This is a genomic window from Limimaricola cinnabarinus, from assembly GCF_047631075.1.
GTDB lineage: Bacteria > Pseudomonadota > Alphaproteobacteria > Rhodobacterales > Rhodobacteraceae > Limimaricola > Limimaricola cinnabarinus.
The window spans coordinates 101,950-123,899 of sequence record NZ_JBLHYX010000004.1 but is presented as its reverse complement, the minus strand read 5'-3'; the positions used below and the strand labels follow the sequence as shown (position 1 = coordinate 123,899).

Here is a 21,950-nt window from a genome sequence, read left to right as displayed (position 1 = left end):
ATTTGCGCGAAATTGCCGTCCGGAGGGTCTTGCGCCGCTTGGCGGGGATCGCTAAACGACGCGCCAACGGGTGATTAGCTCAGTGGTAGAGCGCTTCGTTCACATCGAAGATGTCAGGGGTTCAAATCCCTTATCACCCACCATGATATGGAAGGCGCGTCCCGAGGGGCGCGCCTTTTGCGTCTCAGCCCTTGGCCTGCGGCAATCGCGCCAGCACCGCGCGCATCAGCCGGGCCGAGTTTCCCGCAGCGACGGCCAGGAAGGCCGCGATCTCGTTCTCCCCGTCGCCGCCGCCCGCGAGGTCCGACAGCGAGCGAAACGCCACGAAAGGCGTGGCGTTGGCATAGGCCACCTGTGCAACGCTGGCGCTCTCCATGTCGAGCACACGCGCCTCGAAGCAGGCGAAGGCGTGGTCGCGAAACCCGGCATTGTCCATGAACACAGGCCCCGAGACGCCGTTGCCGCCGACCATGACCCGAGGTGCTGTCTCGCCGCAGGCCATGAGTTCGAGCTCCTGCGCCGCCGCGCGCGCGATTTCGAGCAGATCGGGATCGCTGTCGAACCAGAACCGGCTTTCGGGCAGGGTGCCGCCCGGCGGCACCACGTCGACACCGCGGCTGTGGATCATGCCGAAATTCGCCACCGGCGCCCCCATCCAGCCGGGCAGGGCATAGCCTTCTTCGGTCTCGCGCGCGAAGGCGCCTTCGAGGTAATGGCCCCAGCGCTCGGCCACCACCACGTCGCCAATGCGCAGATTCGGGTCGACGCCTCCCGCGATGCCCGAGAACAGGATCGACGTGACGTTGAAATGATCGAGCGCCGCCTGCGTGGTCATCGCCGCGTTGACCATCGAGATGCCCGACAGGAACAGAACCACCTCGCGACCTTCGAGCCGTCCGGTGATGTAGGTCGCGGGGCCGATGCGTCGGCTTTCCGCACCCTCCACCGCTGATTCGAGAAGCGCGATCTCGGGCGCGAAGGCCGAGATCACCGCGATGCGCGGGCGGTCGTCGGGCGGCGTCGTGGCGGCGGGTATGGCGCGCGTGGTCGCCTCGGCTGCGTCGTCGGTGGCCGCGGTGATGGCGGCGGCGATGGGAAACTGGGTCATGCGCTCTCCGGGGCTGATTGCCGGCCCCTGCTACGGCGCGCGGGCCGGGCGGGTCCAGTGCTCCGTGGCACCCAAGCTTCGGGCCGCGGCCGGCTTGCGATCGGCCACGAGGGCGGGCAGGTTGGTCCTTCGCCTAGCCCGACCCCAGCCTGAACCCGCCAGAGGCCGCCCCATGCCGGACCCCACAGCCCCGCCCACGACCCGCACCGGGATCCCCGAAATCTACGTGATGCGGCATGGCGAGACTGAATGGAACGCGGTGCGCCGGATGCAGGGCGGGCGCGATTCGCCCCTGACGGCGCTGGGGCAGGCGCAGGCTCGCGCCATGGGCCGTTGCCTGTCGGGGCGCGGCGTCGGACCCGCCACGCACCGCCTGCTGTGCTCGCCGCAGGGCCGCGCTATCGAGACCGCGAGACTGGCCTTCGGCATCACCCCCGAGACCGACCCGAGATTGCGCGAGATCGCCATGGGAGAGTGGTCGGGTCTCGACCGCGCACAGATCGACGCGCGCTGGCCGGGCCCACCGGGCGAGCATTTCATCGACTTCTATGCCCGTGCCCCGAACGGCGAGGGCTTCGCTTCGCTCTGGGCGCGCTGCGCGGATCTGCTGGCCTCGCTCGACGGCCCGGCGATCCTCGTCACCCACGGCATGACCTCGCGCGTGCTGCGCACCATCGCCACGGGGGGGGGGCGCGCCGATCTGGCGCGGCTGCCGGGCGGGCAGGGGGTGGTGTTCCGGGTGGTGCAGGGACGACACGACGGGTTCGACGCGGCTCTTGCGGCCCGCGAGCCAGAGGGCTAAACCGACCCGCGCGGGTGGTTAGCTCAGTTGGTAGAGCGTCTCGTTTACACCGAGGATGTCGGGGGTTCGAGCCCCTCACCACCCACCACTTTCCCGCATGAACTCCCCATGCTCTTGCGATCCTCCGCACGAGTGGAGACGTGCCATGTGGATGCCGCAGAACGGGTGGCCTACCCGAGCCGGATGCCCAGCGGCGATCCGTGACACCAGCGTCGACCCCGATTCCATCGAGACTCTCATCTTGCCGCGCGAGCGATTTCACGCGAAGTCGGTTTCGCCTGATACCGGGTGAAACCGAGCATGTCTCGATGCCCTGACGACCATTTCCGGGTCGCCCGACGACCTGCCCCGGGGTCATTTGGACAATCTCGCGGCGGGGACGATTTTGCGCCGATCGGCGCTTGACGCCCCCCGCCACTGTGCCTAGAACCCGCCTCACGTTCGGCGCTGCCGGGCGACGAGATGCGCGGTTGTAGCTCAGTTGGTTAGAGTACCGGCCTGTCACGCCGGGGGTCGCGGGTTCGAGCCCCGTCAACCGCGCCATTCTCGTCTGTCCCACACGCTCCGAGCCTTGTGCGCGGTTGTAGCTCAGTTGGTTAGAGTACCGGCCTGTCACGCCGGGGGTCGCGGGTTCGAGCCCCGTCAACCGCGCCACTAGATTGCTAAGACGGCCCCGTTGCTCCTTCGAGCGCGGGGCCGTCTGCGTTTCGGGTTTCATGCGGCGCCTGCTGAAATCGGCGGACCCGAGGGGTTCCGGAGTGAAGCGACCCAAGCCAGCCGCCCGGCGGGCGGCGAATGCATTGGGAGCGCCGCCCTTGGGCCACTTCATTCTTCGAATACTCATGCCCCGGCGGGCCATCCGCGCCGTCGCCGGGGCCCGTTGCGCTCAGCCTCGCTCCGACAACGCCGCGAGCACACGCGCCCAGCTGCGAATGCCCTTGTGGAAGCTTCGCAGGTCGTACTTCTCGTTCGGGCTGTGAATCAGGTCGTCATCATTGGCAAAGCCCACCAGCATCGAATCCATCTCCAGCTCGGTCTTGAAGTAGCCCGCGATCGGGATCGAGCCGCCGGCGCCGACGAAGGCCGCCGGATTGGGCCATTCGGCGCTAAGCGCCTGGCGCGCGGTTTCGAAGGCCGGGTCGTCCGTCGCCATAACGCTTGCGGGGGCAGCGCCGTGGCCGTGGAATGCGACGCTGCAATCGGGGGGCAGCATCGACCGAACATGGGCGCGGAAGGCATCGCGGATCTTCTCGGGGTCCTGCGCTCCCACCAGGCGAAAGCTGATCTTGGCGCAGGCCTGGCTCGGCAGCACCGTCTTGAAACCCGCGCCGGCATAACCGCCCGAGATGCCGTTGACCTCGCAGGTCGGCCGCGCCCAGATCATCTCGAGCGCGGTGCGATCCGCTTCGCCCGCCGGATGGCTCAGCCCGACACCGCCGAGGAACGCGCCCTCGTCGAAGCCCAGGCTTTCCCACTGCGCGCGCAGCTCGGGCGTGATCTCTGGCACGCCGTCATAGAAGCCGGGCAGGGTGACGCGGCCATGATCGTCGTGCAGTGCCGAAATGATCCGCGCCAGCACTTTGATCGGATTGACCGCCGGACCGCCATAGGCGCCCGAATGCAGGTCGCGGTCGGGGCCGGTGATGACGATCTCCTCACCCACGAGGCCGCGTAGCATCGTGGTGATCGCGGGGGTGTCGCGGTCGAACAGACCGGTGTCGCAGATCAGGGCGAGATCCGCCTTCAGCTCCTCGGCGTGGTCGCGCAGGAACGGCACCAGCGAGGGCGAGCCCGATTCCTCCTCGCCTTCGAACAGGATCGACACGCGGGCGGGCAGGGCGCCATGCACCGCGACCCAGGCCCGGCAAGCCTCGACAAAGGTCATGAGTTGTCCCTTGTCGTCCGAGGCGCCTCGGCCACGGATGACGCGGCCCGCAGGCGTCTCTTCGAGCGATGGCTCGAAAGGGGGTGTCTTCCACAGCTCCAGCGGATCGGCGGGCTGCACGTCGTAATGGCCATAGAACAGCAGGTGCGGGCCGCCATCTCCCATGCCGCCGGTGACCATCGGATGGCCCGGCGTGTCGCGCAGCGCCGCATTCTCGAAGCCGATGGAGCGCAGATCCTCGACCAGCCATTCGGCGGCGGCGCGGCAATCGGCGCGATGCGCGGGGTCGGTCGAGATCGAGGGAATCCGCAGCAGTCGCAGCAACCGATCCGTGGCGGCCTCGAGATCGGCGTCGATACGGGCGAGAACGGGGTCGAGAGTCATCAGAGCTCCTGCTATAATTGCGCCGAAGGGTGACGCCAGGCGGCGGCCCTGTCCAGCATCGTGGCGTTGTTGCGCCCCTTGCATGGCCAATCTGCGGCCGCGTGGCAAATTGTAGCGTGTTGTTCGCGGGCGTCAGGGCCTATATGGAACCGGACGGCGAACCGCCGGGGTGATCGGCCCCGTCAGACGAAAAGGGGAAGCATGCCCGTGGATTACGAAGCAGGGCTCGACGAAGCCATCGGCAAGCTCCACAGCGAAGGCCGCTATCGCACCTTCATCGACATCGCGCGCCGCAATGGCCAGTTCCCGCATGCCACCTGGCATCGGCCCGACGGCACCGAGGCGCCGGTGACGGTCTGGTGCGGCAACGATTATCTCGGCATGGGCCAGCATCCTGCCGTGCTGGGCGCGATGCACGAGGCGCTCGACGCCGTGGGCGCGGGCTCGGGCGGTACGCGCAACATCTCGGGCACCACGGTCTATCACAAGCGGCTCGAGGCCGAACTGGCCGATCTGCATGGCAAGGAGGCGGCACTGCTGTTCACCTCTGCCTACATCGCCAATGACGCAACGCTGTCGACGCTGCCGCGGCTGTTTCCCGGGCTGATCATCTATTCGGACGCGCTCAACCATGCGAGCATGATCGAAGGCGTGCGCCGCAATGGCGGCGCCAAGCGGATCTTCCGGCACAACGATCTCGCGCATCTGCGCCAGCTTCTCGAGGCCGACGACCCGGCCGCGCCCAAGCTCATCGCTTTCGAGAGCGTCTATTCGATGGACGGCGATTTCGGCCCGATTTCCGAAATCTGCGATCTCGCCGAGGAGTTCGGCGCGCTGACCTATCTCGACGAGGTGCACGCGGTCGGCATGTACGGCCCGCGCGGCGGCGGCGTCTCCGAGCGTGACGGCCTCGCGCATCGGGTCGATCTGATCAACGGCACGCTGGGCAAGGCCTATGGCGTGATGGGCGGCTATGTCGCGGCCTCGGCCAAGATGTGCGACGCGGTGCGCTCCTATGCGCCGGGCTTCATCTTCACCACTTCGCTGCCGCCGACCGTGGCGGCGGGCGCTGCCGCAAGCGTCGCGTATCTCAAGACCGACCAAAGCCTGCGCGACAGCCATCAGACACAGGCGCGGATCCTCAAGACCCGGCTGCGCGGTCTCGGCCTGCCGATCATCGACCACGGCAGCCATATCGTGCCGCTGATCGTCGGCGACCCGGTGCACACCAAGCTGATTTCGGACATGCTTCTCGCCGATTACGGCATCTACGTGCAGCCGATCAACTTCCCCACCGTGCCGCGCGGCACCGAGCGGTTGCGGTTCACGCCGTCGCCTGTGCACGGTGCGCGCGAGATGGACGCATTGGTGCGCGCACTCGATGCGCTCTGGTCGCATTGTGCGCTGAATCGCGCCGAATTGACCGGTTGACGACATCTCCCCGTGCGGGCCGACGGCCCCCGTGCTAGGATGAACTCCAAGGCCTTTCGGGAGTTGTGCACAAGACAGCCCCGGATTGCCACCGGGGGCGGGCAGTGACGGGAACACTCGATATGATCGGGCGGAGCTTCAGGCGCGCGAGCGCTGTGCAGGAGGTCGAAACCAAGGGTTTCGACGCTTTCGAGCTTCGGCTTGGCGATCTCATGCGTGGCGAACGCGCGACCATGGGCAAGAGCTTGCTCGACGTGCAGCGCGAGCTGAAGATCAAGGCCGCCTATATCGCCGCGATCGAGAACTCCGATCCCACCGCCTTCGATACCCCCGGCTTCATCGCGGGTTATGTCCGCTCGTATGCGCGTTATCTCGGCATGAGTCCCGATACCGCTTACGAGACCTTCTGTCGCGAGTCGGGCTTTACCACCGCGCATGGCATGTCCGCCGCTGCCTCGACGGTGCGCCCCTTGCGCGCGTCGCAGAGCACCAGCCTCGGCAAGGACATCTTCGCCGATTCCGCCACTCCTTTCCTGCCGCCGGCCGAACGGATCCTCGCGGGTTTCGAACCGCGCGCTCTGGGCTCCGTCGTCGTTTTGCTCGCTTTGATGGGCGGTCTGAGCTATGGTGGCTGGTCGATCCTGCAGGAGGTGCAGAAGGTGCGTCTGTCCCCGGTGGAGCAGACGCCGATGCTTCTGGCGCAAGTCGATCCGCTGGCCGGGGGTGGCCGTGCGGAAACCACGGATGCCGCCACGCCGGATCTGACGCTGGCCTCTGCCGCACCCGATGCGCTGGACCGGCTTTACCGCCCTCAGGCCCTCGACGTGCCGGTGATGACGCCGCGCGACGGCCCGATCGCGGCGCTGGTCACCATCCCGCGCCGTCCCGGTCAGGACGCGCAAGTGTCGCTCGCCGGTCTCGATGAAACGACGCCCGCGCGTCCCGCGATGGGGCCCAGCCCGATGCTTGCGGCACTCGGCGCCGATCAGGCCATCGAAGAGCCGAGCATCGAGATCCCCGATATCGAACTGGCTCTCGCCGAGGCGGGTGTCGAGGTCCCCAACGTGCGTGTGACCGAAGACCCCGCGCCGACCCTCAACATGGTCGCGGTGCGCCCGGCTTGGGTGCGCGTCAAATCCGCTGATGGCACGACGCTCTACGAGGGCATCATGAATGCCGGCGACACTTGGGAGGTGCCGTCCCTCGAACAGGCGCCGACGCTGCGCGTCGGGGAGTCGGGCGCCGTCTATTTCGCCATGAACGGTCAGCATTACGGCCCCGTGGGCGATGCCGGGACCGTGACGTCGAACCTGGCCTTGTCGGTGGACAATCTGGCCACCACCTATCAGGTTGCCGACCTGCAGAGCGATTCCGACCTTGCCAAGCTGGTTCGGGTGGCAGAGGTCGCGACCACAGAATGACGCCGCGCCGGTCCTGACCCCGCGGCCTGATCCGCGAGAGGTTTTTCATGTCCCTTCATGCCCACCGCCCCTGGCGCGAGATCCAGCGCCGCAAGTCGCGTCAGATCATGGTGGGCCGTGTTCCCGTGGGGGGCGATGCGCCGATCTCGGTGCAGACGATGACCAACACCGACACCACGGATGTGCGCGCCACGCTGGACCAGATCATCCGCGCCGCCGATGCCGGGGCCGACATCGTCCGCGTTTCGACCCCCGACGAGGACAGCACCCGCGCCCTGCGCGAGATCTGCGCCGAAAGCCCGGTGCCGATCGTCGCGGACATCCATTTCCACTACAAGCGCGCGATCGAGGCCGCCGAGGCGGGCGCGGCCTGCCTGCGCATCAACCCCGGTAACATCGGTGACGCAAAGCGGGTTGCCGAGGTGGTGCGCGCGGCCAAGGATCACGGCTGTTCGATCCGCATCGGCGTCAACGCGGGATCGCTGGAGCGGCACCTCCTCGAGAAATACGCCGAGCCGTGCCCCGATGCGATGGTCGAGAGCGGCATGGACCATATCAAGCTGCTTCAGGATCACGACTTTCACGAGTTCAAGATCTCTGTGAAGGCCTCCGACGTGTTTCTTGCCGCCGCGGCCTACCAGCAGCTGGCCGACGCCACCGATGCCCCGATCCATCTCGGCATCACGGAGGCGGGCGGTCTCACCTCGGGTACCATCAAATCCGCGATCGGTATGGGCAATCTGCTTTGGGCCGGGATCGGCGACACGATCCGCGTCAGCCTGTCGGCGGACCCGGTCGAGGAGGTGAAAGTCGGCTTCGAGATCCTCAAATCCCTCGGCCTGCGCCATCGCGGCGTCAACATCATCTCCTGCCCCTCCTGCGCGCGGCAGGGCTTCGACGTCATCAAGACGGTCGAGGCGCTGGAAAAGCGGCTCGAACATGTGAAAACGCCGATGTCGCTGTCGATCATCGGCTGCGTCGTCAATGGCCCGGGCGAGGCGCTGATGACCGATGTGGGCTTTACCGGCGGCGGGGCCGGGAACGGCATGGTCTATCTCGCGGGCAAGCAGAGCCACCGCATGTCGAACGACCAGATGGTCGATCACATCGTCGAGCAGGTGGAGGCCAAGGCCGCCGAGATCGAGGCGCGTGCCGCGACCGCCGAAGCCGCCGAATAGCCTTCCCCGAGGTTCCTCGAAACCGGTCAGTTCCCGCCGAGAGATCGGCGGAAACCCCCACCATTCGCGATGATCATCCGCGGGTTGGACGGACCTCGGTGCCGGGTGAAACCGTTTCTCTTCCAAGCGCGACCGGCGATCTGCCGTTGCAACACAGAGAACGGAAAGACCTATGACCAAGCAATCGCTTTTGATGACCACCGCCGCCGCCCTCGTCGCCGCGATGCCGGCTTTCGCCCAGACCAACACGACGAACGAGACGAGCACTGGCGCGCAGGTCGAGACGTCCACCGACGTCGAAGCCAATGCCGAAACCGGCGCTTCTGGCGAGACGACGGCCAATGCCGAGACCGCGATGTCCGGCACCACAGCGACCGCCGCCGCAGAGTTGAACCTGCGCGCGGGCCCCGGTCCTGATATGGAGATCATCGACGTGATCCCCGCCGATGGCGAGGTGACGGTTGAGGGCTGTCTCGAGAGCGCGAACTGGTGCCGCGTGACGCTCGACGGCACCACAGGCTGGGCTTACGGCGACTATCTCACTGTGCAGATGGCCGAAGCTCCCCAGCCGGTCGTGCTCTATGAGAATCGCAGCGAACTCGAAGTCGAGACCGTGACCTACGACAACGAGGTCAACAACGCCGCCGCGACCGCTGCTGGTGCCGCAACCGCCGCCGCCGGTGCCGCCGTGCTGGCCGCCGGTCCCGTGGGCATCCTCGGTGCGGCCGCCATCGGCGCGGCGCTGGGTGATGGCGCGACTCCGAACGAGCAGACCATCACCTACGTCCGGGAGAACCCGATCGATCCGGTCCTTCTCGAAGGTGAGGTCGTGGTCGGTGCCGGCATCCCGCAGGAGGTCGAGTTGAGCCCGATCCCGGACGCCGAATACAGCTACCTCTATGTGAACGGCACCCCGGTGCTGGTCGAGCCCGAGGAGCGTCGGGTGGTCTATATCGTCCGCTGATCGCTGACAGACTGTTTACGGAAAAGGGCGGCCCTCGGGTCGCCCTTTGCTTTAAGGGGCGGCCTATATGCCACGTCTGATATCCAGCCACGAAGGCAGTGGATCAAAGCGCGGCTCGGCGGCGTTGGAGATCCGACAAGCGCGGGCCATGGCGGCCCCGCAATCCGGAGACACTCCATGAACCGCATGCTGTCCACCTTCGTCGCCGCGGGCGCGCTCACTGCCCTTGGCGTCCCGGCCTTCGCCCAAGCCACGGCCAACGCCACCGTCGATCTCAACATCCGCGCCGGGGCCGGCCCGGCTTATGAGGTCGTCGGCCTGATTCCGGCGGGCGAAGAGGTTGAGGTCGCGGGTTGTCTCGACCCCGCGACGTGGTGCGAAGTGACTTTGGGTGAGACGAGCGGCTGGGCCTCGGGCGGCTATCTCACTGCGATCGTCGAAACCACGCCGGTGGTGATCTACGAAAACGCCGACGCGGCGGGAATCACCACCGTCACCTATGACCCGACACTGCCCGACGGCACCGTGACCCTGAACGGCGAGGTGATCGCCGCCGACCCAGGCGGCGAGACCACCAGCCTCGAGATCGCCGATGGCGCGATCACCTATCTCAACGACAACCCGGTCGAACCGATCTACCTCGACGGCGAGGTAGTGGTGGGCGCGGGCCTGCCCGAAACCGTGGTGCTGACCCCGATCCCTGAAAACCCAATGGCCTATGCGAACGTCAACGGCCAGATCGTGATGGTCGAGCCCGAGACCCGTCGCGTCGCTTACATCCTGCGCTGAAGCTGATCAGATCCGGTTCAACGGATTTGTGAAGCCAAGATGCGAGGGGCTGAAACCCAGCCCCTCGCAGTGCCGATGCGCCGCTTTGTGCGGCCTGTCGGAGGTGAGCCGCAGCAATGCGTAACCTACGGCACAAGCGTGCGTCCCAGTTTCCTCCGACGCAAATCGGCCGAAAGGCCCGACTGCGCGGTCATTCGGTCGAAAGCTTTGAATGAGCTTTCGAGAAACACCGTCAGCATCTTCGGCCCAGATTGTCTTCGGCCAGCGGTGCCGCAATCGCGGCGACGTCGCCGCGACCAGCCGCACGACATTGCGCCTCGCTCATTCGGCGCGGTTCTGCGCCACCATCTCGCGCATCTGCTCCAGCGGCACGTAGCCGCGCAGCATCTGGTCGCCCATCACGAAGCTTGGTGTGCCGCTGATTTGCATCGCTTGGGCCAGCTGATGGTTCCCGGCGATGATGGCGGCCACGCGCGGGCTCGCCATCTCGGCCTGCACCGCTTCGAAATCGGCATCGAGGCTGTCGGCCAATGCCGTGAGCGATTCTTCGGATACGTCGGCGCGCATCGTCATCAGCGCGTTGTGCGCCTGCTTGTATGCCTCGTCGCCCTCGATCTCGCGCACCGCGAGCGCGAATTGCGCCGCCATCGTCGATTGCTCGCCCAGAATCGGAAATTCCTTGAGGATGTAGCGGATGTTGCCATCCGAAGAGATCAGTTCCTCGACCTCGGGAAAGGCACGGCGGCAATAGCCGCATTTGTAATCCATAAACTCGACCACCGTGATGTCGCCATCGGGGTTGCCGCCCTGCCAGTCGCCTTCGCTCTCGAAGAGCGCCGCGGCGTGGCTGTCGATCATCGCGCTGTCGCCCTGCGCGGCAACCTCGGCCTGCTTCTGGTCAAGAACGGCGATTGCCTCCATCAGCACCTCGGGGTTCTCCAGCAGGTAGGCGCGCACCTGTTCGCCGAAGGCGTCGCGCTCGGCGTCGGTCATCGCGTCGAGTTCGAGTGCTACGGCGGGGCCGGCGGCGAGGGCCAGCGTGACGGGCAGGGCGCGGATGAGGCTGCGCAGCATAGGGAATGTCCTTTCCTCGTGTCGGATCGTGCAGATCACATCGCCGCCGCCCTGCCAAGTTCCCGCGCGGGAGGGTGCGGGCCATTGACGGCAGGGGCGCGGGATTGGCACAACCCGGCCAAAGCTTAGGGAGCAGGGCATGCGGAACTCAAGGCGCGGCGAGGTTGATCCCTTCATCGTGATGGACGTGATGGAGGCGGCGCGGCAGGCCGAGGCGGCGGGACGGCACATCATCCACATGGAGGTGGGGCAGCCCGGAACGGGCGCGCCGCGCGAAGCGGTCGAAAAGGTCGCGGCCGAGATGGCGGCGGGGCCGATGGGCTACACGGTCGCCCTCGGCCTGCCGGAACTGCGCGCGCGCATCGCGCGGCATTACGGCGACTGGTACGGCGTCGATCTCGATCCCGCGCGCGTGGTGGTGACCGCCGGGGCCTCGGGCGCGTTTCTTCTGAGTTTCACCCAGCTGTTCGACACCGGCGCGCGGGTGGGGCTCGGCGCGCCCTGCTACCCGTCGTACCGCCAGATCCTCAAGGCGCTCGACATGGCGCCGATCGACATGCCGACGACGCTGGCCAACCGGATGCAGCCCGTCCCTTCGGACATCGAGGCGCATGCGCTCGACGGGCTGGTGCTGGCCTCGCCCTCGAACCCGGCGGGCACGATGATCGACAGGGTCGGCCTTTCGGCCTTGGCCGAGGCCTGTGCCGCGCGTGACGCCGCGCTGATCTCGGACGAGATCTATCACGGCATCGGCGGGCGCGGCACATCGGCGCTGGAAGTCACCGACGAGACCCATGTGATCGGCTCGTTCTCCAAGTATTTCTCGATGACCGGCTGGCGCGTCGGCTGGCTGATCGTGCCGCCCGAGCATGTGCGCGGCATCGAGCGGATCGCGCAGAACATGTTCATCTGCACCTCCCACGCCTCGCAGCGGCTGGCGCTGCACGCGATGGATTGCGTGCCCGAACTGGAGGCCAACGCCGCCGTCTATGCCGCCAACCGGGCCCTGATGCTCGAGCGGCTGCCGAAGGCGGGCTTCACCCGTTTCGCGCCCCCCGACGGCGCGTTCTACGTCTATGCCGACGTGTCGGCCTTCACCCCCGACAGCCGAGCCTTCGCCGCCAAGATCCTAGACGAGGCGGGCGTCGCGGTGACACCGGGTCTCGATTTCGACCCCGCCGACGGGCATCGCTGGATCCGTTTTTCCTATGCCCGTTCCACCGCCGACATCGAGGAGGGACTGGAGCGGCTCGCGAAGTTCATGGCGGCGCGCGGCCATGCGGAGGCCGGTGCGGCATGAGGCGTGCGCGCGCCGCGCGTGGCGGCGAATGGGTCCGGCGCCTGCTCGGCGGTGCCGGGCTGGCGCTGATGCTCGCCACGTCGCCTGCGGCGCAGGAGTTCTCGGGGCTCGCACGTTTGGATCCGAGCGAAAGCCGCGTGGCCGACACGCGCCGCGGCCTAGAGATCGAGCTTGCGCTGAGCCAGCCGGTGCCGTGGCGCGTCTTCACGCTCGACGATCCGCGCCGCCTCGTGATCGATTTCGCCCAGGTGGACTGGTCTGGGGCCGAAGCGGCGGCGCTTTTGTCGGGGGAGCGGGCCACCGCGCTGCGGCTGGGGCGGGGGCGGCCCGGCTGGTCGCGTCTCGTGCTCGACCTGTCCGAGCCGCTCGGCCTGCTCAGCGCCGAGATGCGCAGCGTGGCCTCGGGTGCGGCCCGGCTGCACGCGGTGCTGGCACCGGTCACGGCCGAAGCCTTCGCCGCCGCCGCAAAACCCGCCGATCCCGCGGGTGAGACGCTCGCCGCGCCTCAGACGTCCATCACCGCCGATGGGCCGCTGGTGGTGGCGATCGATCCCGGACATGGCGGCGTCGATCCCGGCGCCCTGCGCGAGGGGCTGGTCGAGGCCGAGTTGATGCTGCGACTGGCGCGCGAAACCGCCGAGGCGATCAACCGCTCCGGCACCATGCGCGCGGTGCTGACCCGCGATGGCGACGCCTTCGTGCCCTTGTCCGAGCGCATGACCATCGCCCGCGCGGCGGGGGCTGGGCTTTTGCTGTCGCTGCATGCCGATGCGCTGGAGGAGGACAAGGCGTCCGGCGGGTCGGTCTACACGCTATCGGACGAGGCACAGGACGCGGCCTCGGGACGAATGGTTGAGCGGCACCAGAGAGGCGACCTTCTGGCAGGGCTCGACCTTAGCCGGCAGGACGACCGGGTCGCCACGGCGCTGATGGATCTGGTGCGTCTCGACACCGCGCCGCAGAGCGAACGTCTGGCTCAGGCGCTGGTGGCGTCGCTGCGCGAGGCGGGCGCGCACCTGAACTCGCGGCCACGTCGCAGCGCGCCGCTCGCGGTGCTCAACGCCGCCGATTTCCCGTCGGTCCTGGTCGAGGTGGGGTTCCTGTCCAATGTCGGCGACCGCGCCCGCCTCACCGATCCGGTGGGGCGGGGGCGGATCGTCTCCGGTCTGGTGTCTGGAATACAGAACTGGGCTGCCGAAGAGGCAGCGCGCGCCCCCCTCAGACGCCGCTGATCAACGCCCCAGAACGTAGAAGGCCCGCGCCAGTGAGGCGCGGGCCTTGCAATGTCGGACGGTGCGGGCCTGTCAGCCCTTGCGCACCGGTTTGGGGCCATCCTCGCGCGGCAGGCCGTCGAACCGGGCCAGCCAGACCGAATGCATCCCGCAATCGGGGTCCTCGGGAATGAAGGCCAGCGGCATGAAGCCGTGCATCTCCAGAAGACCCTTGTAGGTCTTGGGGCTTAGGCTTTCGTGGAAGATCGGCTTGCCAGCCACGTCGCCGATCGCCGTGCCGGCCGAGGGACCGGAAGTGAACATCAAGGCGCAGCCCGGTGCGGCATGCTCGGCAAAGGTTGGGAACATCGATTGCTGATCCGGACCGGCCAGGTGAAAGAAGCTGTCCCAAGCGAGGATCGCGTCGAATTTCTCGGACAGGCGCAGCCCGCGCATGTCGTGGTGAAAGGCGCGCGCGCGCGGCATGTTGCGCTGAAACAGTTCGAGCATCACCCGAGAAGCATCGACCCCGGTGACCTCGGCGCCGCGATCGGCGATGTACTGCGCGATCGGCTTGCCGGAGCCGCAGCCAAGATCGAGCACGCGGCGGCGTCCGCCATTGCGCGGCGCGGCGGCAAGCATCCGGTCGATCCAGCGCCGCTCCATGAGGCGTCGATCGCGCGCCTTGGCCCATTCGGGGCCAACGGCGTCATAGGTCGCGATCACGTCGTCCGGCGTGGCGCGGCGGGGGGAGGGGGTTTCGGTTGCCATCATGTACGCCCTTTTGGGTGCCAGCTGTCGAGAGCGCAATCCCCTCGCCAAAGAGTGACCCTGCTTTCGGGCGTTTTGCCGCCGATTTCAAGCCCTGCGCTTTTGACCCGGGGCGGGGCCTTGCCTATAAGCCACCAAGTCCTCCCGGAGAAATATCGTGCTGCGCTTCATAATGTCCTTCTTCGGCGGCATCTTTTCGATGCTGACCCTCGGCCTCGCCATGGGGGCGCTGACGCTCGGTGCGATCTTCTACGTCTATGGCCGCGATCTGCCGAGCTACGAGACGCTGGCGCAGTATACGCCGCCGACGATCAGCCGCGTCTATGACGGCGAAGGCAACATCCTCGACGAATTCGCCTCCGAGCGGCGGCTCTTCACCCCGGCCGAAGAGATCCCCGACCTCGTGAAGCATGCCTTCGTCTCGGCCGAGGACCAGAATTTCTATCTGCATTCGGGCTTCGACCTTAAGGGCATCGCCGCCGCCGGCGTCGAGGCGGTGCGGTCGCGCGGCGAGGACATCCGCGGCGCCTCGACCATCACGCAGCAGGTGATGAAGAACTTCCTGCTCGACGGCTCGCGCACGCTCGAGCGCAAGATCAAGGAACTGATCCTCGCCGTGCGCATCGAGGGCGCGATGGACAAGGAACGGATCCTGGAGCTCTATCTCAACGAGATCTTTCTCGGGCAGAACTCCTATGGCGTCACCGCCGCCGCGCAGACCTATTTCAACAAGCCGCTGGCCCGGCTCGAACCGGGCGAGGCCGCCTATCTCGCGGCGCTGGCGCAGCGCCCCGGCAACCTGCATCCGGTGCGCCAGTATTCCGACGCGGTGAACCGCCGCAACTACGTGCTGCGCCGCATGTGGGAAGACGGCTATATCGACGAGGCCGCCTATCAGCGCGACCGCGCCCGCACCCTCGACACGGTGCAGTCTGGCGACATGGAGAGCTTCCGTGCCGCCCTGCCGCCGCGCGACTACTTCACCGACGAGGTGCGCCGCCAGCTCTCGGCCGAGTTCGGCGAGGACGAATTCTTCGGCGGTGGCCTGTCGATTCGCGCCACGCTCGACAAGGAGCTGCAGATCGAGGCGGCGCATGCGCTGCAACGCGCGCTGGAGCAGTACGACCGCGGCCTCGGTCGCTGGCGCGGCACCGGCAAGACCATTCCCGTCGAGACGCTGGACGACGAGGTCGCGTGGCGCACGGCGCTGTCGGAGGTCGACGTGCCGCGCGACGTGACCCTCGAAAGCCCGTGGTACCCGGCGGTGGTCATGGAGGTGGGCGAGGCCGAGATGCGCCTCGGGATCGAGGGGGTGGCCGATGACGGCTCCGAGCCGCACGTCGTGCCACGCGACGACATCTCGTGGATGCGCGGCAGCTTTGCCGACAACTTCGCGCGCGGCGACGTGGTGCTGGTGCGCCGCATGATCACCGATGACGGCGGTGACTTCATCCGCTGGACCCTGCGCCAGACGCCACAGGTACAGGGCGGTTTCATGGCGATGGACGTGAACACCGGCCGCGTGCTGGCGATGCAGGGCGGCTTCTCCTATCAGGATTCGGTGTTCAACCGCGCCACTCAGGCGCAGCGCCAGCCCGGTTCCTCCTTCAAGCCCTTCGTCTATGCCACCGCGCTCGACAGCGGCTACACGCCCGCCACGATCATCGTCGACGCCCCGATCGAGATCAACACGCCGCAGGGCATGTGGCGGCCGCAGAACGCCTCCAACAAGTTCTACGGCCCGACCCCGCTCAGGACCGGTATCGAACAGTCGCGCAACATCATGACCATCCGTCTCGCGCAGGAGGTCGGCATGGACACCATCGCCGACTATGCCGAGAAGTTCGGCGTCTATGACGATCTGGGCCCGTACCTTTCGAACGCGCTCGGCGCGCAGGAGACGACGCTGTTCAAGATGGTCGCGGCCTATGCGATGTTCGCCAATGGCGGCGAACGGGTCGAGCCGACACTGGTCGATCGGGTACAGGACCGCTACGGCAACACCGTCTATCGCCATGATCAACGCAACTGCGTCGATTGCGGCCTCGCGGCGCTGCCCACGGGCGAAGCCCCGACGATCCAGTCGAACCGCGAGCGGATCATGAACGCTGTCACCGCCTATCAGCTCACCTCGATGATGGAGGGCGTGGTCAAGCGCGGCACCGCGCGCGGCGTCAACCTGCCCGTGCCGATCGCCGGCAAGACCGGCACCACCAACGACGCCAAGGACGTGTGGTTCGTGGGCTTTTCGTCGAACATCGTCGCGGGATGCTACATCGGCTACGACAACCCGCGCTCCCTGGGCTCGGGTGCTTCGGGCGGCGGCATCTGCGGCCCGGTGTTCCAGAGCTTCATGACCCGCGCGATCGAGCGTTTCGGCGGCACCGATTTCCCGGTGCCCGACGAATGCCAGTTCATCAAGATCGACCGCTTTTCAGGCGCGCGGCTGCCTGATGGCGCCTCGGGCGACAATGTGATCTCCGAATGCTTCCGCATCGGCGAGGAGCCGCTCTTCGGCGTCACCTTCGACGGCGGCTTCAAGATGTCGGGCGACCTGCCGCTCTATGACGAGGCGGGCGGCAACAAGCCCGCCAAGAAGGTCAGGACCTCGACCGGCAACACCGCGACGGTCGGCCCCAAGGCGAGCTTCGGCACGCTCTCCTCGGGCGGCCTCTACTAGGCCGTTTCGCGCCTCACTTGCCCGGGCAGGTGGGGCGCGGTATCACGCGCTTCAATTTCACGCCCATCGCCTGACAGGGGACCGATCATGCGCGCAGAGACGCAAGCCAACATCGCCGCCATCGAAAAGTCGCTCGGACTGCTGGCCAAGCGCATGGACCGCGAGACCGCCGCGCACCGGCTCGAGGAATTCGACGCCCGTGTCGAAGACCCGACGCTTTGGGACGACCCCGCCGCCGCCCAGAAGCTGATGCGCGAGCGTCAGGATCTGCTCGACAAGATCGGCACCTACGATCAGATCAGCCAGGGCCTGCGCGACAATGTCGAACTGATCGAGATGGGCGAGACGGAGGGCGACGACGAGATCGTCTCCGAGGCCGAGGCCGCGCTCAAGGCGCTGCGCCAGACCGCCGGGGCCAAGGAACTCGAGGCGCTGCTCGACGGCGAGGCCGATGGCAACGACACCTTCCTCGAAATCAACGCCGGCGCCGGCGGCACCGAGGCCTGCGACTGGGCCGCGATGCTGCAGCGCATGTTCGTGCGCTGGGCCGAGAAGAAGGGCTATGAGGTCGAGATGCAGTCCGAGGAGGCCGGGGCTGAGGCGGGCACCAAGTCGGTTGCCTACAAGATCAGCGGCCCCAACGCCTATGGCTGGCTCAAGTCGGAATCGGGCGTGCACCGCCTCGTGCGGATCTCGCCCTTCGGCAAGGGCACGCGCGAGACCTCCTTCGCCTCGGTCTGGGTCTATCCGGTGGTCGACGACAACATCGACATCGAGGTGAACCCCTCGGACATCCGGGTCGACACCTACCGTTCCTCGGGCGCGGGTGGCCAGCACGTGAACACCACCGACTCGGCGGTGCGGATCACCCACATGCCGACCGGCATCGTCGTGACCTCCTCCGAGAAGTCGCAGCACCAGAACCGCGACATCGCCATGAAGGCGCTGAAGTCGCGGCTCTATCAGATGGAGCTCGACCGTCGCAACGCCGCGATCAACGAGGCGCACGAGGCCAAGGGCGATGCAGGCTGGGGCAACCAGATCCGGTCCTACGTGCTGCAGCCCTACCAGATGGTGAAGGATCTGCGCACCGGCTACGAGACCTCCGACACCCAAGGCGTGCTCGACGGCGATCTCGACGGCTTCATGGCCGCGACGCTGGCGGGGCAGGTCTCGGGCAAGAGCCGCGCCGAAGCGACCGCCGAGGACTGATCCGCGCGCCCTGGCTCGCCTCGGCCTTCATGCCGGGGTGGGGCCTCGCGGGCCGGAGGCAGCCACATGGCCCGGATCGGCACCCTGAGGTGCCACAGCCTGCAGACCATCCGCACGTCGCGCAAACCGCCGGCCCCTAGCAGCGGCGCCTCTCGTCGATCCGGCGCGTCGTCGGCAGGCGGTGGGCAATCGCCCGCGCTGCGCTCCGCACCTTTTGCTCGATCGCAGCCCCATCTTCGGAAAACACGAAGGGCGCCCCGGTCTCCCGAAGCGCCCCGATCCGTGCAATCCCGTGGCCGGTCTCAGTCGTGGCCGCCCTCGGCCAGCGACGGCTTGGGCAGGGGCTTGGGCGCGCCGGTGGTGTTCAGCGGGTCTTCCTGACGCTGCACCGAACCCTCGAAATGCGCACCGCTCTCGATCGCGATGGTCTTGTGGATGATGTCGCCTTCGACGCGCGCGGTCGAGGTGAGGCGCACCTTGAGGCCGCGCACCCGGCCGACGATGCGGCCGTTGATGACGACGTCGTCGGCCACCAGCTCACCGCGCACGGTGGCGCCTTCGCCGACGGTCAGAAGATGGGCGCGGATGTCGCCCTCGATCTGACCTTCGACCTGGATGTCGCCGGTGGTCTTGACGTTGCCCTTGATGTGCAGGTCGGCCGACAGCACCGAGGCCGGCGGCTTGGCCTTGGGGGCGGCAGGGCGGTAGTCCTGCGATCCTTGCGGCTGCGCGGGCTTGGTGGTTGCGTCCATGGTGGGCGTCCCTTCGGCTGTCCTGGGTCCGGGCTCGTTGATCTTGCTCTTAGAAAACATCTTGTCCAGCTCGTATGTAGGTCATGGGATTGACGGGAGTCCCACCGACGCGCACCTCGTAGTGGAGATGGGGTCCGGTCGATCGTCCGGAGTTGCCCATATCACCGATCCGTTCGCCGCGCGATACCCTTTGGCCGACCTTGACGCCGATCTTGTTGAGATGTGCGTAACGGGTCTCGATTCCGAACTCGTGCTGGATCTTGATGAGGCGACCATAGCCCGAGGCCCAGCCCGCGCTTACCACCACGCCGTCGGCGGTGGAGTAGACCGGGGTGCCGATCGGGGCGGCGAAATCGGTGCCCGCATGCAGCCGACCCCAGCGCTGGCCGAAGCCCGAGGTGAAGCGGAACTTGTCTTTCACCGGCTGCGCGAAGGGCGCCTTGGCTGCGGCGATACGGTAGAGGTTGATCTCGTCCATCTTGCCCAAGAGCGCATTGGCGCGCTCGGCATTCGCATCGGCTCGGCCGGCATGCGCGCCCATGGTCGAGAACTGGATCGGAGTCAGGGCACCGCCGCCGATGCCGCTATAGCCCTTGCGGACCTTCTTGAGCATTGCGTCGGGATCCATGCCGGCGGCGCGGAACATATCGCCCAGCGGCTCGACCGAGACGGTCATCGCCTCTTCGAGCGAGCGGAAGATCTCGTCGTTGCGTTCGGTCATGAGGCGCAGCTCAAGCTGCATCTCGCTGGCCTGCTCGAAGGCGAGCTCGGCATCCTGGGCGATGCGGTCGCGCTCCTCGGCGGTGTCCGCCAGAGCGCCCGAAAGGATGTCCAGCGTGCCTTCGACCGAAGCGGCGTCGGCGCCGCCGGGCAGAGCGCCGTTTCCGACCATCGCCACGGTCATCTCCTCGGCTGCGTCGCGCGCGGTCTCGCGCTCGATCATGGTGCGGCGCAGCGCGGCCTGCACCACCTCGAGGCCGGTCTCCATCTCGCGGCGGCGATCCTCCGAGGCGAGAAGTTCGCTCTGCATAGTCGAGATCTGCGCAAGCGCAGTCGAGAAGCGTTCCTGCGCGGCGGCGGCCTCGGCGGCGCGCAGGTCACGCTCGGAGGAGAGCGCGTTGAGCCGCTCCTCGTAGATCATCTGATCGCGCTGCGCCTGCGCACGGAAGTTGCCGGAGCCGATCGAATCCATCAGCAGGATCGCGGTGGCGGTGATGGTCCAGCCGACCACCAGCGTCACGCCAGTCCAGGCGATCGCCTGTGTCGAGGGGTGGAGCCGGATGAACCGGGTCTCGGTGTCCGAGCGCAGAAACAGCCGCCGTTCGGGAAACCGGCGCTCGAGCGCCGCGTGAAGCTTCTGTGCCAGTTTGGTCCGCACCCGTCTGTCCCCGTGTTGTCCCGGTCACAGCCTCTCTTTTTCGAGAGCGCCGCGAGAGAGGTGTTACCGAGGCCGTCCTCGCGTCGCAACTGCTTTGGCCGGGAGGAGGCGGTGAGGGGGCAAAAGCGCCCCGAAAGTGGCGAGATACCGCCGAACCCGTCGCCTTTCCGCCGGGTGTTGCTGTGTTGCAACGTAATGTTGCGCTGATACACTCAGCCGCCGCGCCGCGCCGTTTCCTCGGCCAGAGGCCAATAGAAATCGGGGGGAATCCCTGCCTCAGCGCGCTTTTCCTCGTTGAAGGGCGGCTTGAGTCCGCCGTGGAAATGGCGGCGCACGAGATCGCGGAACACCGGCGCGGGGTCGAGGTCGTGCCGCCCGCACAGGAAATGGAACCACTTGGACCCGTAGGAGACGTGGTGCACCTCCTCGGCATAGATGATCTCCAGCGCCGCGACGGTGTCGGCGTCGTCCGCCTTGCGGAAGATCTCGATCATGCCGGGTGTCACGTCGAGGCCGCGCGCCTCAAGCACCATCGGCACCACGGCGAGCCGCGCCAGAAGGTCGCCCGCCGTATCCTCGGCGGCGCGCCACATGCCCTCATGCGCGGGCAGGGCTCCGTAATGGCTGCCCAGCGCCTCGAGTCGGTCGCACAGCAGGTTGAAATGTTTGGATTCCTCGTCGGCGGCCTGCACCCAGTCGTCGAAATATCCCACCGGTAGCGGCACGGAGGCGAACCGCGCCACTGCGTCCCAATGCAGATCCACCGCGTTCAGTTCGATATGCGCCACGGCATGGATCAGCGCGATGCGCCCATGCTCCGATCCGGGGCGGCGCTTCGGCATCTCGCGCGGGGCCAATAGCTCGGGGCGGGCCGGGCGCGCGGGCCGATCCGGCGGCACGGCGCTGCCGATCTCCAGCGGCATCCCGGCGGCGCGGCTGTCGCGCCAGAGCTTCGCGGCGGCGTGGCTCCGGGCGGTCTTCTCGCGCCCGTCGGCGGTGGTGAGCACCTCGACCGCCAGCTCTGTGAGAGAGCGGCTCACAGCGCACGCACCGCGTCGAGGACCTCTCCCGCGTGGCCCGCGACCTTCACCTTGGGCCAGACCTTCGCGATCTTGCCGCCCGCATCGATCAGGAAGGTGGTGCGCTCGATCCCCATGAAGGTCTTGCCGTACATCTTCTTCTCGACCCAGACGCCGTAGCGTTCGCAGACATCGCTTTCGGCATCCGACAGCAGCGCCACCTTGAGCGCGTATTTGTCGCGAAATTTCTCGTGCTTGCCGACCGTGTCCTTGGACACGCCGAGCACCCGCGCGCCCAGAAGCTCGAACTCGGGCCCCAGTTCGGTGAAGCCCTGCGCCTGCCGGGTGCAGCCCGAGGTGTCGTCGCGCGGATAGAAATAGAGCACCACCGGCGCGCCGAGATGGGCCGAAAGTTGCACCTCCTCGCCGCCGTCGCGGGGCAGGGAAAACTCGGGCGCGGGCTGGCCCGGCTGGGGCCGGGGGGCCGACATCGTGTCGCTCATGGCGCATCCTCGCTTGCGTGATCGGGCGGCGGTGGCCCTCGGGGGCTCAGGCATCTACGCTGTGGGGGATGAAATCAAGAGGCCATGG

18 protein-coding genes and 4 tRNA genes are annotated in these 21,950 nt (G+C 67.3%); 14 read left to right on the top strand and 8 right to left on the bottom strand.

Annotated elements, in window-relative coordinates; all coding sequences use genetic code 11:
- The first annotated feature begins 68 nt into the window (after positions 1-68).
- A tRNA-Val gene (locus ACJASC_RS05105) sits at positions 69-143 on the top strand.
- 41 nt (positions 144-184) lie between these two features.
- On the opposite strand, the gene ACJASC_RS05100 is transcribed toward ACJASC_RS05105, so the two are convergent.
- A complete protein-coding gene (locus ACJASC_RS05100) occupies positions 185-1,108 on the bottom strand; it encodes a 5'-methylthioadenosine/S-adenosylhomocysteine nucleosidase (protein WP_415144084.1) in 924 nt (307 codons plus the stop codon).
- Positions 1,109-1,280: 172 nt separating this feature from the next.
- Here ACJASC_RS05100 and ACJASC_RS05095 point away from each other — a divergent pair, with 172 nt between their 5' ends.
- The 4 genes from ACJASC_RS05095 to ACJASC_RS05080 all read left to right on the top strand — a co-directional run bounded on the left by ACJASC_RS05095 (position 1,281) and on the right by ACJASC_RS05080 (position 2,564).
- The gene (locus ACJASC_RS05095; protein WP_415144082.1) at positions 1,281-1,910 is read left to right on the top strand and encodes a histidine phosphatase family protein; all 630 of its coding nucleotides are present in this window, start codon (positions 1,281-1,283) and stop codon (positions 1,908-1,910) included.
- 12 nt (positions 1,911-1,922) lie between these two features.
- A tRNA-Val gene (locus ACJASC_RS05090) sits at positions 1,923-1,998 on the top strand.
- A gap of 378 nt (positions 1,999-2,376) precedes the next feature.
- Positions 2,377-2,453: transfer RNA gene (locus ACJASC_RS05085), tRNA-Asp, on the top strand.
- A gap of 34 nt (positions 2,454-2,487) precedes the next feature.
- Positions 2,488-2,564 (top strand) — tRNA-Asp (locus tag ACJASC_RS05080).
- 232 nt (positions 2,565-2,796) lie between these two features.
- Here ACJASC_RS05080 and ACJASC_RS05075 read toward each other — a convergent pair.
- The gene (locus ACJASC_RS05075; protein WP_415144080.1) at positions 2,797-4,179 is read right to left on the bottom strand and encodes a M20/M25/M40 family metallo-hydrolase; all 1,383 of its coding nucleotides are present in this window, start codon (positions 4,177-4,179) and stop codon (positions 2,797-2,799) included.
- A gap of 207 nt (positions 4,180-4,386) precedes the next feature.
- Between ACJASC_RS05075 and hemA the strand changes: the two genes are divergently transcribed.
- The 5 genes from hemA to ACJASC_RS05050 all read left to right on the top strand — a co-directional run bounded on the left by hemA (position 4,387) and on the right by ACJASC_RS05050 (position 9,962).
- Positions 4,387-5,610: a 5-aminolevulinate synthase gene (gene hemA / locus ACJASC_RS05070; protein WP_415144204.1), complete on the top strand. Its 1,224-nt coding sequence runs from the start codon at positions 4,387-4,389 to the stop codon at positions 5,608-5,610.
- A 122-nt stretch (positions 5,611-5,732) separates the two neighbouring features.
- Positions 5,733-7,031, top strand: a complete 1,299-nt coding sequence (locus ACJASC_RS05065; RefSeq protein ID WP_415144202.1) for a helix-turn-helix domain-containing protein — start codon at positions 5,733-5,735, stop codon at positions 7,029-7,031.
- A 47-nt stretch (positions 7,032-7,078) separates the two neighbouring features.
- Positions 7,079-8,209 carry a flavodoxin-dependent (E)-4-hydroxy-3-methylbut-2-enyl-diphosphate synthase gene (gene ispG, locus ACJASC_RS05060; RefSeq protein ID WP_415144078.1) on the top strand — a complete coding sequence of 377 codons (1,131 nt, stop codon included), beginning with the start codon at positions 7,079-7,081 and terminating at the stop codon, positions 8,207-8,209.
- Between the two features lie 172 nt (positions 8,210-8,381).
- The gene (locus ACJASC_RS05055) at positions 8,382-9,173 is read left to right on the top strand and encodes a DUF1236 domain-containing protein (protein ID WP_415144076.1); all 792 of its coding nucleotides are present in this window, start codon (positions 8,382-8,384) and stop codon (positions 9,171-9,173) included.
- Positions 9,174-9,350: 177 nt separating this feature from the next.
- The gene (locus ACJASC_RS05050) at positions 9,351-9,962 is read left to right on the top strand and encodes a DUF1236 domain-containing protein (RefSeq protein WP_415144074.1); all 612 of its coding nucleotides are present in this window, start codon (positions 9,351-9,353) and stop codon (positions 9,960-9,962) included.
- A 321-nt stretch (positions 9,963-10,283) separates the two neighbouring features.
- On the opposite strand, the gene ACJASC_RS05045 is transcribed toward ACJASC_RS05050, so the two are convergent.
- Entirely contained in the window at positions 10,284-11,036 is a 753-nt protein-coding gene (locus ACJASC_RS05045) for a DsbA family protein (RefSeq protein ID WP_415144072.1), read from the bottom strand.
- Between the two features lie 139 nt (positions 11,037-11,175).
- On the opposite strand from ACJASC_RS05045, the gene ACJASC_RS05040 reads away from it, so the two are divergent.
- Positions 11,176-12,336, top strand: a complete 1,161-nt coding sequence (locus ACJASC_RS05040; protein WP_415144070.1) for a pyridoxal phosphate-dependent aminotransferase — start codon at positions 11,176-11,178, stop codon at positions 12,334-12,336.
- A complete protein-coding gene (locus tag ACJASC_RS05035; RefSeq protein WP_415144068.1) occupies positions 12,333-13,568 on the top strand; it encodes an N-acetylmuramoyl-L-alanine amidase in 1,236 nt (411 codons plus the stop codon). The genes ACJASC_RS05040 and ACJASC_RS05035 overlap by 4 nt, the downstream gene beginning before the upstream one ends.
- Positions 13,569-13,640: 72 nt before the next feature.
- Here ACJASC_RS05035 and ACJASC_RS05030 read toward each other — a convergent pair whose 3' ends face one another.
- Entirely contained in the window at positions 13,641-14,318 is a 678-nt protein-coding gene (locus ACJASC_RS05030; RefSeq protein WP_045320221.1) for a class I SAM-dependent methyltransferase, read from the bottom strand.
- Between the two features lie 157 nt (positions 14,319-14,475).
- Here ACJASC_RS05030 and ACJASC_RS05025 point away from each other — a divergent pair, with 157 nt between their 5' ends.
- Both ACJASC_RS05025 and prfB read left to right on the top strand, forming a co-directional pair.
- Entirely contained in the window at positions 14,476-16,998 is a 2,523-nt protein-coding gene (locus ACJASC_RS05025; RefSeq protein ID WP_021694968.1) for a penicillin-binding protein 1A, read from the top strand.
- 87 nt (positions 16,999-17,085) lie between these two features.
- Positions 17,086-18,210, top strand: coding sequence for a peptide chain release factor 2 (prfB, locus tag ACJASC_RS05020; RefSeq protein WP_021694967.1), 1,125 nt, complete (start codon positions 17,086-17,088; stop codon positions 18,208-18,210).
- A 302-nt stretch (positions 18,211-18,512) separates the two neighbouring features.
- Here prfB and ACJASC_RS05015 read toward each other — a convergent pair whose 3' ends face one another.
- The 4 genes from ACJASC_RS05015 to bcp form a co-directional block, all read right to left on the bottom strand.
- On the bottom strand, positions 18,513-19,022 hold the full coding sequence (locus ACJASC_RS05015; protein WP_415144065.1) for a bactofilin family protein: 510 nt from the start codon (positions 19,020-19,022) through the stop codon (positions 18,513-18,515).
- Entirely contained in the window at positions 19,012-20,340 is a 1,329-nt protein-coding gene (locus tag ACJASC_RS05010; RefSeq protein ID WP_415144063.1) for a DUF5930 domain-containing protein, read from the bottom strand. The genes ACJASC_RS05015 and ACJASC_RS05010 overlap by 11 nt, the downstream gene beginning before the upstream one ends.
- A gap of 212 nt (positions 20,341-20,552) precedes the next feature.
- Entirely contained in the window at positions 20,553-21,380 is an 828-nt protein-coding gene (locus ACJASC_RS05005) for a ferritin-like domain-containing protein (RefSeq protein WP_415144061.1), read from the bottom strand.
- Positions 21,377-21,862, bottom strand: a complete 486-nt coding sequence (bcp, locus tag ACJASC_RS05000; RefSeq protein WP_021694962.1) for a thioredoxin-dependent thiol peroxidase — start codon at positions 21,860-21,862, stop codon at positions 21,377-21,379. Before bcp ends, ACJASC_RS05005 begins: the two co-directional genes overlap by 4 nt.
- Positions 21,863-21,950: the final 88 nt, after the last annotated feature.